This window comes from Cupriavidus sp. WKF15 (assembly GCF_029278605.1).
Lineage (GTDB): Bacteria > Pseudomonadota > Gammaproteobacteria > Burkholderiales > Burkholderiaceae > Cupriavidus.
This window is the reverse complement of record NZ_CP119572.1, coordinates 448,018-462,977: the sequence shown is the minus strand read 5'-3', so window position 1 is coordinate 462,977 and position 14,960 is coordinate 448,018. Positions and strand designations below refer to the sequence as shown.

Here is a 14,960-nt window from a genome sequence, read left to right as displayed (position 1 = left end):
ACCGTAAAGGAAACCGACATGTACGCATTCCAGTTTGAACGCGCAGCGGATGCCAAGGCGGCCGTCGCGAAGCTCAAGGCCGATCCGGACGCCAAGTTCCTGGCCGGCGGCCAGAGCCTGCTGGCCGCGATGAAGCTGCGCCTCGCCGCGCCGTCGACGCTCATCGACGTGGCCCGCATTCCCGGCATGGCCGACATCCGCGTCGAAGGCAACGATGTGGTGATCGGCGCCGCCGCGCGCCACGCCGACGTCGCGGCCAACGCCGATGTACGCCAGCGCATTCCCGCGCTGGCCGCGCTGGCCGACGGTATCGGCGACCGCCAGGTACGCGCCATGGGCACCATCGGCGGCTCGCTCGCCAACGACGATCCCGCCGCGTGCTACCCCGCCGCCGTGCAGGGCCTGGGCGCCACCGTGGTCACCGACCGCCGCACCATTGCGGCCGATGACTTCTTCAAGGGCCTCTACGAAACCGCGCTGGAGCCTGACGAGCTGATCACCGCCGTGCGCTTCCCGATCCCCGAGAAGGCCGCCTACATCAAGTTCCGCAACCCGGCCTCGCGCTTCGCGCTGGTCGGCGTAATGGTTGCGCGCACCGGCGGCAACGTGCGCGTCGCCGTCACCGGGGCGGCCGACAGCGTGTTCCGCTGCCAGCCGCTGGAACAGGCCCTGTCGGCCAGCTTCACGCCGGCGGCGGCGAAGGCGGTCAAGGTCGATCCATCGCGGCTCAACAGCGATCTGCATGCATCGGCCGAGTACCGGGCACATTTGATCCCCGTGCTGGCAGCGAGGGCGGTGGAGGCGGCCGGATAGCGATTGCCGGCCTGGGGGTGCTCTCAGCGAGTCTCCTCCAGCCCCTCTCCCGCAAGCGGGAGAGGGGAGCAAACATTGCCTTCCTCCGCACCCGGCAGCCCTCATGCTCCCCACCTCCATCGACGAAACCCTCGCACAGCTGGCATCCCACCAGTACTTCGCGGACCGCGAAACCGCGACCGTGCTGTACCTGGCCCTGCGCATGCAGCGCCCGCTGTTCCTCGAAGGCGAACCGGGCGTCGGCAAGACCGCCCTGGCGCAGGCCATGGCCGAAGTCATGGGCACCCGCCTGCTGCGCCTGCAATGCTACGAAGGCCTGGACGCCGCCAGCGCCCTGTACGAGTGGGACTACCCGCGCCAGATCATGGCCCTGCGCGTAGCCGAAGCGCGCGGCGAGCGCCCCGAAGCGCAGTCGCTCTATCACGACGATTACCTGCTCAAGCGCCCGCTGCTCGAAGCCCTGCTGCCCGACCCCGCCGCCCCCGGCGCGCCGCGCGTGCTTCTGATCGACGAGATCGACCGCGCCGACGAACCGTTTGAAGCGTTCCTGCTGGAGATACTGTCCGAATACCAGGTATCGATCCCTGAAATCGGCGTGATCCGCGCCGAGCGGCCGCCGCTGATCATCGTCACCTCCAACCGCACGCGCGAGGTCCACGACGCGCTCAAACGCCGCTGCCTGTACCAGTGGATGGGCTATCCGCAACGCGAGCGCGAACTGCAGATCGTCGCCGCGCGCGCGCCGGAAGCCGCAGCGCGGCTGCAGGCGCAGGCCGTCGATTTCATCCACCGGCTGCGCGGCATCGACCTGTTCAAGGCGCCCGGCATCGCCGAAGCCATCGACTGGTGCCGCGCGCTGTCCGCGCTGGGCGTGACCGAACTCGACCCGCAGTCCGTGCGCGACACGCTCGGCGTGCTGCTCAAGTACCAGGATGACCTGGCCCGCGCCGATGGCCCCACCGTGGCCGAACTGCTCGCGGGCACGTCTGCCGCGACCTGAGCCATGGCCACGCTGCATCCCGCCCGCGCCGGCAAGCACGGCCCCGCCCTGCCGGTGCTGGCGCGCAACGTCACGCATTTCATGCGCCTGCTGCACGACGGCGGCTTCGCGCTGTCGCCCGCGCATTCGGTCGACGCGCTCGAGGCGCTGCAATTCGTGGATATCGGCCAGCGCGATGACGTCCGTGCGGCGCTGGCCGCACTGGTGCTGTCAGGCCCTGACCAGCGGCCGCTGTTCAATGCCGCCTTCGACCTGTTCTGGCGCGACCCCGACTGGGAAGGCAAGCTGCGCGCGATGCTGCTGCCGCGCGTCGATGCCGGCGCGCCGCCGCCGCGCCGCAGCAACCGCCTTGCCGACGCACTGGCGGCACGCCAGCCCGACCTGCCCGCGCGCCCGCAGCAGACCGAAGCCGAACGGCTCGCGGTGCCCCTGACGTTCTCGGACCAGGAACGCCTGGCCCAGCGCGACTTCGAGACGCTGACCGCGCAGGAATGGCGCGCGCTGCAGCACGTGGTGCGCAAGCGCCGCGCCCACCTGGCCATGGAACGCACGCGCCGGCTGCGTCCGGCCAACAATGGCACCCGCGCCGACCTGCGCGCGAGCGCGCGCCTGGCGGTGCGCCAGCACGGCGAGTGGCTGCGCTGGAAATACCGCCGCCACGCCGAGCGCAAGCCGCCGGTGGTGTTGCTGCTCGACATCTCGGGCTCGATGAGCCAGTACTCGCGCGCGGTGCTGTACTTCTGCCATGCGCTGACGCTCTCGCGCGAGCGGCTGTCGGTGTTCCTGTTCGGCACGCGGCTCACCAACATCACGCGCGCCCTGCGCGAACGCGACCCCGACGAGGCCGTGGCCGTCATCACCGGCCAGGTGCGCGACTGGGCCGGCGGCACGCGCATTGGCGAGGCGCTCGCAAGCTTCAACCGCCAGTGGGCACGCCGCACGCTGTCGGGACGCGCCACGGTGCTGCTCGTCACCGACGGCCTGGACCACGAGCACATCGACCTGCTGAGCCAGGAGATGGCACGGCTGCGGCGCTTCGCGCACCGCATCATCTGGCTCAACCCGCTGCTGCGCTACCCGGGCTTCGCACCGCAGGCGCGCGGCGTGCAGGCCATCCTGCCGCATGTGGACGCGCTGCGCCCGGCGCACAATCTCGACAGCCTGCTCGCGCTGCAGACCCTGCTGTCCGAACCGGGCGCCGGCGCGGCTTTCGCTTCACCTATGAAATAAATCACGCAGACAAGGAGCGCCCCCATGGAAATGAACCAAAGCCAGCGCCTGCCGGTGCCCCAGCAAGTGGCATGGGAGGCGCTCAACGACACGGCGCTGCTCAAGCAGTGCATTCCGGGATGTGAGAGCATCGAGCCTGACGGCGAAAATGCCTACCAACTCGCATTGACCGCGGCGGTCGGACCCGTCAAGGCGCGCTTCAAGGGCCGCATGGCGCTGCAGGACATCCAGGCGCCGGACAGCTACACCATCCAGTTCGACGGACAGGGTGGTGCGGCAGGCTTCGGCAAGGGGTCCGCGCGCGTCACGCTGGAGGCCGACGGCGACGAAACGGTTCTCACGTATGCGGTCAAGGCGCAGGTGGGCGGCAAGATCGCGCAGATCGGCTCGCGGCTGGTAGACGCCGCGGCGCGCAAGATGGCGGACGCCTTCTTCACGCGTTTCACCCAGGCACTGGCCGCGCCGGCGCACGATGAAGCCGAACTGCAACAAGGCGCCGCCTCCGATGGCGGCGAGACGCAACAAACAGAGGAACCCAAGCGGAAGCGATCATGGACAGCGTGGATCTCGAAGTCCTGAGAAGCAGCGTACGGTGGCAGCAGGAAGGCCACCGCGTGCTTCTGGTCACGGTAGTCAGGACCTGGGGCTCGTCGCCCCGCCCCGAAGGCGCGATGCTGGCCGTGCGCGATGACGGGCTCGTCGTCGGCTCGGTTTCCGGCGGCTGCATCGAAGACGATCTGATCGACCGCGTGCGCCGGCTCGGCATCACCGCGGACCATCCCGAATCGGTCAAGTACGGCATCAGCGCCGAGGAAGCCCACCGCTTCGGCCTGCCGTGCGGCGGCACCATCGAACTGGTGACCGAGCCCATCGGGCCGGCGAGCGGCATCGCCGAATTGCTCGACGCGGTCGAGAACGGCCGGCTGGTCACGCGCACGCTCGACATGGCCACCGGCAACGCCATGCTGGGACCGGCAGAAGCCACCGATGGCCTGGCCTTTGACGGCCGGACGCTGTGCACCATCCACGGCCCGCGCTATCGCATGCTGGTGATTGGCGCGGGGCAGTTGTCAAAGTACCTGTGCCAGATTGCCGTGGGGCTGGGCTTTCAGGTCACCGTGTGCGACCCGCGCGAGGAATACACGGAAACGTGGGACATCCCTGGCGTGAGCATGGTGCGCACCATGCCCGACGACACCGTGATGGAGATGAACCTCGACGAGCGCTGCGCGGTGATCGCGCTCACGCACGACCCCAAGCTCGACGACCTGGCCCTGATGGAAGCGCTGCGCACGCGCGCGTTCTACGTCGGCGCGCTGGGCTCGCGCCGCAACAACCAGGCACGGCGCGAACGCCTCAAGGAGTTCGACCTGAACGATGTTCAGCTGGCCCGCCTGCACGGCCCGGTCGGGATCTTCATCGGCAGCCGTACGCCGCCCGAGATTGCCATCTCCATCCTGGCCGAAGTCGTGGCCGCCAAGAACCACGTCTCGCTACCGGACATCCTCCAGGTCGAGGGCGCCAAGGCCGCACGGGAAATGGCGGCAGGCACCGGCAGCAGCTGCAGCACCTGAGCACGCCATGAATGCCGCCCGCAATGCGCCCCTGATCAAGACCGACCTGCCGACCGGGATCCTGCTGGCGGCCGGGTTCGGCCGGCGTTTCGACGCCAATGGCCAGCGCAACAAGCTGCTCGAAAAGCTGCCTGACGGCCGCACCATTGCGTGGCGCAGCGCGCGCACGCTGGCCGCGGCGCTTCCAGACTCGATCGCCGTGATCCGGCCGGGCAATCCTGAGCTCTCAGAAGAATTGCGCCGGGGCGGCTGCCGTGTGATCGAAGCCGCCGAGGCCGAGGCCGGCATGGGCGCGGCGCTGCGTGCGGCAGTCGCCGCCACGCCCGATGCGCATGGTTGGGTGGTGGCGCTTGCCGACATGCCGTGGTTGCCGATGGAACTGGTCAGGGCGGTGGCCCTGACCATCACCACGCCCGAAACCATCGCCGCGCCGTGGCGCGACGGGCAGCGTGGGCATCCGGTTGGATTTGGCGCGGCCTGGCGGGAGGAATTGCTTCGCCTCGATGGGGATGAAGGGGCCAGGGCCCTGTTGAAGACGCAGCCTGTGACGAGGATTTTGACGGAGGATGAGGGGGCGTTTAGGGATGTGGATTTGCCGGGGGATCTCAGCAGGCGTTGAGTCGTTGTTCTTGGCGGGCGCCGCTGTTTTGCCGGCGTAGCTGGCGAAACAGCAGCGCATGCCAAGAACCCCTTACCCCCGAACAACCCCTTCAGCCACCCCCGAAGTCTTAGCCGCCATAATAAAATCATTCCGATGCAGCCCCTTGATCTTCTTGGTCCGCCACGACACCGTGGCATGCCCCCAGCCAAAGCTGATCTCCGGATGATGGCCTTGCGCCTCGGCCAGTTCCCCCACCCCATTGACGAAGGCCAGCGCCTGCGCAAAGTTGCCGAAGGTGAAGCGGCGTTCGAGCCGGCCGGCGTCGTCGGCCAGCGTCCACCCAGGCGTCTCGGCCAATAGCGCTTCCGCCTCTGCCCGTTCCAGCGGCGGAATGCCTCCACGGCAAGGCGTGCAGGTCTGCGATTCCAGTTTCTCGCTCATGGCAATCCTCCTTCGGCAGCCGCAGCAAGACTTCAGCCACCCTCGGTTTCCGACAGGGCCCGCAGGAACTCCTGGCTCCACCAGTGCACATCCTGGCAGCGCACGCGTTCCAGCAACTTCTGATGCCGAGCCTGTCGCTCGGCAAGCGGCATATGCAAGGCCTGCTGAATGGCCTGCGCCGTGGCGCGCGTATCATACGGATTTACCAGCAACGCCTCCTTGAGCTGCTCCGCCGCACCGGCAAAGCGCGAAAGCACCAGGACACCCGGATCATCCGGGTCCTGCGCGGCGATGAATTCCTTGGCCACCAGGTTCATGCCATCGCGCAGCGGTGTGACAAGCGCCACGCTGCTGGCACGGCACAGGCCCGGCAGCCGCTTGCGCGCCGTGGTGCGGTGGATGTACCGCACCGGCATCCAGTCCAGCTCGCCGAACTCTCCATTGATGGCGCCACTCAGCCGCTCCATCTCGTTGCGCAGGTCGGCATACGCATCCACCGACTCGCGCGACGGTGCCGCGATCTGTACCAGCGTCGCGCTCATGCGATTCTCCGGGTACTCAGCAAGCAGCCGGTAGAACGCTTTCAGACGTTGCGGCAGGCCCTTCGAGTAGTCGAGCCGGTCGATGCCGAGGAGCAGCCTGCGCTGCGCATACTGGCCGCGCATCATCTCGAACGTTTCCTGTGCTTCAGTGCCACGCCCCAGCTCGATGAACTCGTCCACGTCGATGCCGATCGGGAAGGCCTCGGCGCGCACCGTGCGATGGAAGGCCCGGAAGCGATGCTCGCCCATCGGCTCGGCGAACGCTTCGTTCTGCACGTAGCGCGAGAAGTGCTCCAGGTCGGTGTGGGTCTGGAAGCCAAGCAAGTCGTAGGCGAACAGCGCGCGCATGAGCCAGTCGTGCTGCGGGATGGCCGCGAGGATCAGCGGCGGCGGCAGCGGGATATGCAGGAAGAAGCCGATGCGCTGGCCGCAGCCGATGGCGCGCAATTCGGCCGCCAGCGGGATCAGGTGATAGTCGTGGATCCAGATGATGTCATCGGGCTCGAGCAGCGGCGCCAGCTTGCGTGCGAACAGCTGGTTCACGCGGCGGTACCCATTGAGGTAGTTCGAGTCGAAGTCGGCCAGGTCCAGGCGGTAATGGAACGCGGGCCAAAGCACGCCGTTGCTGTAGCCGAGGTAGTAGGCGTCATGGTCTTCGCGGCTCATGTCCACGGTGGCCAGCGTGACATTGCCGGCTTGCTGCAGGTGGAGCTCGCCTTCGCCCGGCGTGCCCCCCTGGCTGGCTTCCAGCGCCCTGCCGCTCCAGCCAAACCACAGGCCGCCGGTCTGGCGCAGCGCTTCGGACAACGCGACCGCGAGCCCGCCCGCGGCCATATTGCGCGGATCGGCAACCCGGTTGGATACCGCTACTAGTCTTGGCATATCAGGTCGTTGGTGTTCGTCATGCCGGCCCCGCTCAGATCACGCTATCCCAGGGCGACGACAGACGCATGGCGCCGTTGATCAGCCCGACCATCGAGTAGGTCTGCGGGAAGTTGCCCCACATCTCGCCCGTCACCGGATGGGTGTCTTCGGACAACAGGCCCAGCGGATTGCGCGCCGCCAGCATCGCCTCGAAGATCTCCCGCGCTTCATCGCGCCGCCCGATCCGTGCGAGTGCATCGATGCGCCAGAAGGTGCAGATATTGAACGCGGTCTCGGGCTTGCCGAAATCGTCGGGCGCTTCATAACGGCGCATATACGGGCCGTCGCACAGCGTCCCTTCCAGTGCCTTGACCGTGGACATGAAGCGCGGATCGCGCGGATCGATGAAGTTCACCTCTGCCATCAGCAGCACGCTGGCATCGAGTTCGCGCCCGCCGAAGCTTTCAGTGAAGGCCTGGCGCGACGCATTCCACGACTCGGCCAGGATGCGGTCTTTCATGCGCTGCGCATGCTCATGCCAGTACTCCGCGCGCGACGGCAGCGCGAGCTTTTCCGCGACCTTGGCAATGCGGTCGCACGCGGCCCAGCTCATCAGCGCTGACGAGGTGTGCACGCGTGCGCGCGTGCGCAGCTCCCACATGCCCGCATCGGGCGTGCCGAACACCTTCACGGCCTGCTCGCCGACTTCCTCGAGCCGCCGGAATTCGGACGGGCCGCCGCGATGCAGCAGCCGGTGGTCGTGGAAGGCCTGCGCCGCGCCCAGCACGATATTGCCGTAGACGTCGTGCTGGAAGTGCTCCTGCGCCTGGTTGCCCACGCGCACCGGACCCATGCCACGGTAGCCGGGCAAGTGGTCGAGGATGCTTTCCGGCAGTTCGCGCTCGAGCCCGATGCCGTACAGCGGCTGGATATGCCCGTCCTGCGACTGCATCACCACATTGGATAGCCAGCGCAGGTAGTCCTCCATGGTGCCGACTTCGGACAGGCTGTTGAGCGCGCGCACCACAAAAAACGCGTCGCGCAGCCAGCAGAAGCGGTAGTCCCAGTTGCGCCCGCTGCCAGGCGCTTCGGGGATGCTGGTGGTCATCGCGGCAACGATCGCGCCGGTTTCCTCATACAGCGACATCTTGAGCGTGATCGCGGCGCGGATCACCGCGTCCTGCCATTCGCGCGGCACCGCCAGGCGACGGCTCCACATGCGCCAGTAGGAGGTGGTCTCCTGCTCGAAGTCGCGCGCGGTTTCCTCGACACCGTGATTGAGCGTCTCATCGGGGCCGAGGATGAAGTTATGGCTGCGCGTGAGCAGGAAGGGCGTGTGCGACAGCACGTAGGCCAGTGGCGCATCGGTGGTCATGCGCAGCGTCATGCTGTCGCCGATGTAGCGCACATGGCTGCTGCCGCGCGTGATCTCCGGCACCTTGCGTCCCCACTCGAAGCGCGGCGCTACCACCACGCGCACGCGCGGCGCGCCGCGCACCGGGCGGATGCGGCGCACGATCGTGATAGGCCGGAAATAGCGGCCCAGCCGGAAGAAGCGCGGCGCGAAGTCGGTGATCTCCAGGCAGTTACCGTGGATGTCGGTCAGGCGCGTGCGCAGCACGGCGGTATTCGGTTCGTACCACTGGCTGGAAGCGTGGAAGTCCTCGATCTCGATCGAGAAGTGGCCTGCGTTCTCGCTCGGGTCGAGCAGCGCGTTGAAGACCGGGTCGCCGTCAAAGCGCGGCATGCACGCCCACACGATCCGGCCGCGGCAGTCGACCAGCGCCGAGAACGCGCAATTGCCGATCATGCCGAGCGACAGCGAAGGCGCCGCCTGGCGCGTGCCGCCATCGACGGTCTTGTGCACGCCTTCCGACGGCGGGTGGCCCAGTTCGGATGGGCTGCTTGGATTGGTTACGGATGTCACAGCGAATCCCCCTCAAGATGTCGTTGTGGAGCGGACACCCGGCAACTCATCCGGGGCCGGTGTGCCATCGAGCGCGCGCGCGGACCGGTGCAGCCAGCAGCGCAGCGCGGCCGGCCCGGTGACGCTGACCGTGGCCAGGGTGTCGCGCTGGCCGACCAGCACGCCGACGCCGCCGAGCTTGCGGATCACGGCAAAGCCCGCCTCGTCTGTCACATCGTCGCCGGCAAAGATGGGGCCGCGCCCGGCAAACGGCGGCATGTTCATGAAGGCCGCGATCGCGTCGCCCTTGTTAATGCTCGCGGGCTTGATCTCCACGACCATCTTGCCGGGCATGCCCTCGAGGCCGGTTGCATGGCGCAGCACGTCCGTCACCGCGGCACGCACCAGCCCTTCCAGTTCGGGCGCCTCGCGATAGTGGATGGCGACCGCCACGGACTTGCGCTCGAGACGCAGCCCCGGATGCCGGCGCACCAGCGCTTCCAGCGGCGGGATCAGCGGCTCCAGGCCTGGAGCCGGCTTCATTTCGACCTGGGCGCCTTCGGTGCGGAGTTCGGCACCGTGCACGCCGGCGGCCGGCAGCAGCAGCGGCTGCAGGAAGTAGTCGAGTTCGACGATCGGCCGGCCGGAAACGATGGCGAGCGCGCCTTCCAGGCGCTCGTAGAGCCTGCGCAGCGTCCCGACCAGTTCGGGCTCGACCTGAACCAGCTCGGGGCGGGGCGCAAGATCGGCCAAGGTACCGTCGAAGTCGAGAAACAGCGCGGTATTGGGTTCGATGAGCGGTAACGGGGGCATCGCGTCAAACCGTAGCATGTGATTCTGGCGAGCGTCCACCGGGCGCTGTCCTACACGGGACAGTTCGTCACATTGGCCCGTCCTTGTCCGCGCCGTAGTGCTCGCGGCGCCACCCCGCCCCGGATGCCCGGTGGCGTCCGTGGACTTGTGCGGCGTTCCGATCCTTTATCATTGGCGGTTTCCGCCGAAATTTCCGGCTTTTTTGCGCGCGCTTCTTGCGCCCCATTTTCGCCCTTCCCCGCGCCGTTGCGTCGCGCCGCCAGGGCCTTTCGCCAACCCGCAGACATGAACCGCAAGCCCGCCTCCTCCAAACCCGACTATCTCAGGAAGATCCTGACCGCCAAGGTCTATGACGTGGCGCAGGAGACCGAGCTGACCTTCGCGCACAATCTGTCGGCGCGCACCGGCAACTCGGTGTGGTTCAAGCGCGAGGACACGCAGCCGGTGTTCTCGTTCAAGCTGCGCGGCGCGTACAACAAGATGGCGTCGCTCACGCAAGAGGAACTCAGGCGCGGCGTGATTGCCGCCTCGGCCGGCAACCATGCGCAGGGCGTGGCCCTGTCGGCCGCGCGCCTGCAGTGCCGCGCGATCATCGCCATGCCGGTCACCACGCCGCAGGTGAAGATCGACGCCGTGCGCGAGCGCGGCGGCAAGTGGGTCGAGATCGTGCTGCACGGCGAATCGTACAGCGACGCCTACAACCATGCCGCGGAACTGGAGAAGAAGCACAAGCTGACCTTCATCCACCCGTTCGACGATCCCGATGTCATTGCCGGCCAGGGCACCATCGCCATGGAGATCCTGCGCCAGCATCCGGGCCCGATCCACGCGATCTTCGTCGCCATCGGCGGCGGCGGGCTGATCTCCGGCATCGCGTCCTACATCAAGGCCGTGCGCCCGGAGATCAAGGTGATTGGCGTGCAGACCGTCGATTCCGATGCGATGAAGCGCTCGGTGGAAGCCGGCAAGCGCGTCGAACTCAAGGACGTGGGCCTGTTCTCCGACGGCACCGCGGTCAAGCTGGTCGGCAAGGAGACCTTCCGCATCACGCGCGAACTCGTCGATGAAATCGTGCTGGTGGACACCGACGCGATCTGCGCGGGCCTGAAGGATGTGTTCCAGGACACGCGCAGCATCCTGGAACCGGCCGGCGCGCTGGCCGTGGCCGGCCTCAAGCTGTACGCCGAGCGCGAGAAGCTCAAGGGCCAGCACCTGGTCGCGATCGCGTGCGGCGCCAACATGAACTTCGACCGCCTGCGTTTTGTCGCCGAGCGCGCCGAAGTGGGCGAGGCGCGCGAAGGCGTGTTCGCGGTCACCATCCCCGAAGAGCGCGGCAGCTTCAGGCGCTTCTGCGAACTGGTAGGCACGCGCAGCGTGACCGAGTTCAACTACCGCATCGCCGACAAGAAGATCGCGCACATCTTCGTCGGCGTGCAGATCGCCAGCCGCGCCGAGAACGACAAGATCGCCGCGGGCTTCCGCCGCCACGGCTTCGACACGCTGGACCTGTCCAACGACGAACTGGCCAAGCAGCACATCCGCTATATGGTCGGCGGCATCTCGCCGCTGGCGCATGACGAACTGCTCTATCGCTTCGAATTCCCCGAGCGCCCGGGCGCGCTGATGAAGTTCCTGTCGAGCATGAGCCCGAACTGGAACATCAGCCTGTTCCACTACCGCAACCAGGGTGGCGACACGTCCAACATCCTGGTCGGCATCCAGGTGCCGAAGAACGAAAAGCGCGCCTTCCGCGCCTTCCTTTCGACGCTCGGTTACGTACACTGGGACGAGACCGAGAATCCGGTCTACAGGCTGTTCCTCTCCGATCGCGGAGCTCAAGCATGAGCCTTCCTGAACACTCGCCGCTGGGCAAGCCCTCGGCATACAAGACCGAATACGATCCGACGCTGCTGTTCCCGATCCCGCGCCAGCCCAAGCGCACCGAGATCGGCCTGCCCGAAGGCAAGCCCGTGCCGTTTTTCGGCGTGGACATCTGGAATGCGTACGAGGTGTCGTGGCTGAATATGAAAGGCAAGCCGCAGGTGGCGCTGGCCACCTTCATCATTCCCGCCGGCACGCCCAATATCATCGAGTCCAAGTCGTTCAAGCTGTACCTGAACTCGTTCAACCAGAGCAAGATCGCGTCGCCGGAAGCGTTGCAGCAACTGCTGCACCATGACCTGTCGGAAGCAACGGGCGGGACCGTGCAGGTGCGGCTGGTGACCGAAGCCGACCTTGGCAAGCAGAAGATGGGCGAGCTGGAGGGATTGCTGCTGGACCGGCTGGATATCGAAGTCGACCGCTACGAGCCCGCGCCCGAATTGCTGCATGCGGATCAGAGCGAAACGCCGGTCGAGGAAACGCTGGTGTCGCACTTGCTGAAGTCCAATTGCCTGGTGACCGGCCAGCCGGACTGGGGCAGCGTGCAGATCCGGTATGTCGGGGCGCCGATCAATCAGGAAGGGCTGCTGAAGTATCTGATTTCATTCCGCAACCATAATGAGTTTCATGAGCAGTGCGTGGAGCGGATTTTTATGGATGTGATGCGGCAGTGCAAGCCGGTGAAGCTGGCGGTTTATGCGCGTTATACGCGGCGCGGCGGGCTGGATATCAATCCGTTTCGGACTAATTTCAATACGGCTTGGCCGGATAATTTTAGGAATGCTCGGCAGTAAAGGGTTGGTTGTGTCGTGCTTGGCAGGCGCTGCTGTTTCGCCGGTGTAGCCGGCGGGGCTTTGTAGTTTTGATTAGCTCGTCTTGCTTGGCAGGCGCCGCTGTTTCGCCGGCGTAGCCGGCGGGGCTTTGTGGTTGGGATTGGGCTGTCGTGCTTGGCATGCGCCCCCCTCAAAATTCAGCATGAAACCGAACCCCATAAAACTTCGCCGGCCCCCGATCAGCGTTGTACCCGGGGTTCCTCACATACTGAAAATCCGGACTGATACTCAGATATTTAAACGGCTGAAAGCTGTAATAAATCTCGAACACCTGCTCCGGCGCATAGTTGAGCGCCCCATCCCCCAGGAACGCCCCCTGCCCGCCAGCGGCAAGATATGCCCGATGGCTCGACCCGAGCATGTTCACGGCAAACGCCATACCCAGCGCATCACGCGCCCGGCCCCATGAGCTGCCGTTCAGCACGCCGCCGAACGACACCTGCCGCCCGATCTCGGTAAAGGCATAGGTCTCGGTATTGTCATCCGACATGCTGGCGCGGAAGAACACGCCCAGCGAATCATTCACCTGCTGCTGCAGCGTCAGCCCCACGCCGACCTTGGCGTGCTCCTGCCGCACGTCCGCGACATCCGGCGTGACGTTGTTGGCCTGGCCGAACTGGATCGCGTCGTTGAACGCCCCCATGCGCGCCTTGTTGCGGAAGAACAGCAACCGCGCCGTGCCGGGCCGCCCGGACACCGTGTAGCGCTTTTCGAGTTCGAGCACATCGCCGTAGTGCTCGAACATGCGCGTGTCGAGTTCCAGCCCGTTCGATTCCAGCGGCTGCAGGAAACGGCCGATGCGCGCGGACCAGTCGTCGCCGATGTATTCGAGTGCCACGCCCCAGTTGTAGCCGCGCGCATCGGCCGGGTAGTCCCACGCACCGTGCGTCAGGAACGACCAGTTCATGAACTGCGTGCGCGGATCGGAACCGTAGTCGTTCTGGTCGAACACGTCGAGCACGCCGAAGTTGCCGGCGGTCAGCACCACGCGGCGCTTGTCCACCGTGCGCGCGAACTGGTTGAAGTCGTCGTCCAGCTTCTCGGTCTCTCCGCCAAGCCCCCAGGTCTGCCGGATAAAGGCACGGGCGCGGTAGAAGACGGGATTGGTGCTGGCGCCCTTGGCAAGTTCGCCATTGCTCAGGCCCGCCATGCCGTGCAACTGCGAGAACGGCACGCCCTGCGCGACTTCAGGGTTGAAGTGGAATTCCGCGCCCTGCCACAACCGCAGGCCCAGGTCGAGCGTGCTCGTGAACGAGTAGCTTTTGGCGCGATCGGTGGTCAGGCTGTTCGGCCCCGAGTAGGCCGCGTTGAAGGCAGGCTTGCGTTGCCAGACGTAGGTCGCCTGGCCGTGAAAGGCGAACGGGCTTTCGGTTGCCACCGCCTCCGTGCCGGATTCTGCCGCCACATCCTGCGCCAGCGCCGGCACGCTCGCCCCCACCGACAGCATGGCGGCGAGGCAGCGGGCAAAGATCTGGCGCGGCATCGCAGCCGGGAATCGAAAACGCATGGGCGGTGGACAGTTTTTCCGGTTCCGGCTGGAAGCGGACTATGGGCGGGTCGAAGGATAGCCAAGGCGGTATGACCTGTCTACCCGCCCTTGCTGCAACGCAACATCTTTACATGACATGAACGTGACTCCGCATCAACGTTGTAACAGGCCTTGAATTAATTAACTCGAAAATTAATATCAAACTGCTTTCCGTCAGATCAGCGATTCCAGCCGATGCCAGACCGCCCAGCCGCCCGCAAGACCGCCAAGCCCCGCGCCGAGCGTCGCGGCCCTGGTCGCCCGACCTCCGGGAATCCCGGCCAGCGCGATCAACTGCTCGACGCGGCCACCGAACTGTTCGCACGCCACGGCGTGGCTGGCACACCGATCCGCGCGATCGCCGAGCACGCGGGCGTGACGCCCGCCCTAGTGCACTACTACTTCCGCGACCGCGACCAGCTGCTCGACGCCATCGTCGAGGAACGCTTGCAGCAGCTCGTCGACGCGATCTTCACGCCCCCGGTGGCGCCCGCGGACCCGGTGGCCATGCTGGTCGGCATTGCCGGCCGGATGATCCGCGTGGCCGCTGCCACACCCTGGTTTCCGGGGCTATGGATCCGTGAAGTCGCCGGTGCCGACGGTCTGCTGCGCGAGCGCGTGCTGAACCGCTTCGCGCTGCAGCGCGCCGGCGCCCTGAGCGCGCCGCTGGCGACGGCGATCGCCGCCGGCAAGCTCAATCCCGGCCTGGAGCCGACACTGGTGATGCCATCGCTGGTCGGACTGGCGCTGCTGCCGCTGGCCACATCGCATATCTGGCAGCGGCTGCCCGGCGCCGGGCATGTCGATACCGAGACCCTGGTCCGCCACGTCAGCACGCTGCTGACGCAGGGCCTGGCGCCAGCTGCCCCTACGCCGCCCGACGGCGCCACCGACTGACGCACTCTCGCACTGCCATGCAAGCACCCCGATTCCT

14 protein-coding genes are annotated in these 14,960 nt (G+C 66.6%); 9 read left to right on the top strand and 5 right to left on the bottom strand.

The annotated features are described in order from the left end of the window. The first annotated feature begins 18 nt into the window (after positions 1–18). The 6 genes from CupriaWKF_RS02230 (at position 19) to CupriaWKF_RS02205 (ending at position 5,236) form a co-directional block, all read left to right on the top strand. Positions 19–813, top strand: a complete 795-nt coding sequence (locus CupriaWKF_RS02230; protein WP_276099422.1) for a xanthine dehydrogenase family protein subunit M — start codon at positions 19–21, stop codon at positions 811–813. Positions 814–916: 103 nt separating this feature from the next. Continuing rightward, positions 917–1,813, top strand: a complete 897-nt coding sequence (locus tag CupriaWKF_RS02225; protein ID WP_276099421.1) for a MoxR family ATPase — start codon at positions 917–919, stop codon at positions 1,811–1,813. A 3-nt stretch (positions 1,814–1,816) separates the two neighbouring features. Beyond that, positions 1,817–3,043 carry a VWA domain-containing protein gene (locus CupriaWKF_RS02220; RefSeq protein WP_276099420.1) on the top strand — a complete coding sequence of 409 codons (1,227 nt, stop codon included), beginning with the start codon at positions 1,817–1,819 and terminating at the stop codon, positions 3,041–3,043. Between the two features lie 24 nt (positions 3,044–3,067). Next, positions 3,068–3,622: a carbon monoxide dehydrogenase subunit G gene (locus tag CupriaWKF_RS02215; protein WP_276099419.1), complete on the top strand. Its 555-nt coding sequence runs from the start codon at positions 3,068–3,070 to the stop codon at positions 3,620–3,622. Then, positions 3,595–4,617: an XdhC family protein gene (locus CupriaWKF_RS02210; RefSeq protein ID WP_276099418.1), complete on the top strand. Its 1,023-nt coding sequence runs from the start codon at positions 3,595–3,597 to the stop codon at positions 4,615–4,617. The genes CupriaWKF_RS02215 and CupriaWKF_RS02210 overlap by 28 nt, the downstream gene beginning before the upstream one ends. A gap of 7 nt (positions 4,618–4,624) precedes the next feature. Next, a complete protein-coding gene (locus CupriaWKF_RS02205; RefSeq protein ID WP_276099417.1) occupies positions 4,625–5,236 on the top strand; it encodes an NTP transferase domain-containing protein in 612 nt (203 codons plus the stop codon). A 72-nt stretch (positions 5,237–5,308) separates the two neighbouring features. Here the strand turns inward: CupriaWKF_RS02205 and CupriaWKF_RS02200 are convergent, their stop codons facing one another. The 4 genes from CupriaWKF_RS02200 to otsB form a co-directional block, all read right to left on the bottom strand. Then, positions 5,309–5,659, bottom strand: coding sequence for a 4a-hydroxytetrahydrobiopterin dehydratase (locus tag CupriaWKF_RS02200; RefSeq protein WP_276099416.1), 351 nt, complete (start codon positions 5,657–5,659; stop codon positions 5,309–5,311). A 32-nt stretch (positions 5,660–5,691) separates the two neighbouring features. Then, on the bottom strand, positions 5,692–7,083 hold the full coding sequence (gene otsA / locus CupriaWKF_RS02195; RefSeq protein ID WP_276099415.1) for an alpha,alpha-trehalose-phosphate synthase (UDP-forming): 1,392 nt from the start codon (positions 7,081–7,083) through the stop codon (positions 5,692–5,694). Between the two features lie 34 nt (positions 7,084–7,117). Next, entirely contained in the window at positions 7,118–8,875 is a 1,758-nt protein-coding gene (locus CupriaWKF_RS02190; RefSeq protein WP_276100639.1) for a glycoside hydrolase family 15 protein, read from the bottom strand. Between the two features lie 129 nt (positions 8,876–9,004). After that, positions 9,005–9,784: a trehalose-phosphatase gene (otsB, locus tag CupriaWKF_RS02185; protein ID WP_276100637.1), complete on the bottom strand. Its 780-nt coding sequence runs from the start codon at positions 9,782–9,784 to the stop codon at positions 9,005–9,007. 285 nt (positions 9,785–10,069) lie between these two features. Between otsB and ilvA the strand changes: the two genes are divergently transcribed. Continuing rightward, complete coding sequence (ilvA, locus tag CupriaWKF_RS02180) at positions 10,070–11,629, top strand: threonine ammonia-lyase, biosynthetic (RefSeq protein WP_276099413.1); 1,560 nt, start codon at positions 10,070–10,072, stop codon at positions 11,627–11,629. Next, a complete protein-coding gene (queF, locus tag CupriaWKF_RS02175) occupies positions 11,626–12,459 on the top strand; it encodes an NADPH-dependent 7-cyano-7-deazaguanine reductase QueF (protein WP_276099412.1) in 834 nt (277 codons plus the stop codon). The genes ilvA and queF overlap by 4 nt, the downstream gene beginning before the upstream one ends. Before the next feature lie 169 nt (positions 12,460–12,628). On the opposite strand, the gene CupriaWKF_RS02170 is transcribed toward queF, so the two are convergent. Continuing rightward, on the bottom strand, positions 12,629–14,005 hold the full coding sequence (locus CupriaWKF_RS02170; protein WP_276099411.1) for a carbohydrate porin: 1,377 nt from the start codon (positions 14,003–14,005) through the stop codon (positions 12,629–12,631). Between the two features lie 216 nt (positions 14,006–14,221). Here CupriaWKF_RS02170 and CupriaWKF_RS02165 point away from each other — a divergent pair, with 216 nt between their 5' ends. After that, complete coding sequence (locus tag CupriaWKF_RS02165; RefSeq protein WP_276099410.1) at positions 14,222–14,923, top strand: TetR/AcrR family transcriptional regulator; 702 nt, start codon at positions 14,222–14,224, stop codon at positions 14,921–14,923. Positions 14,924–14,960: the final 37 nt, after the last annotated feature.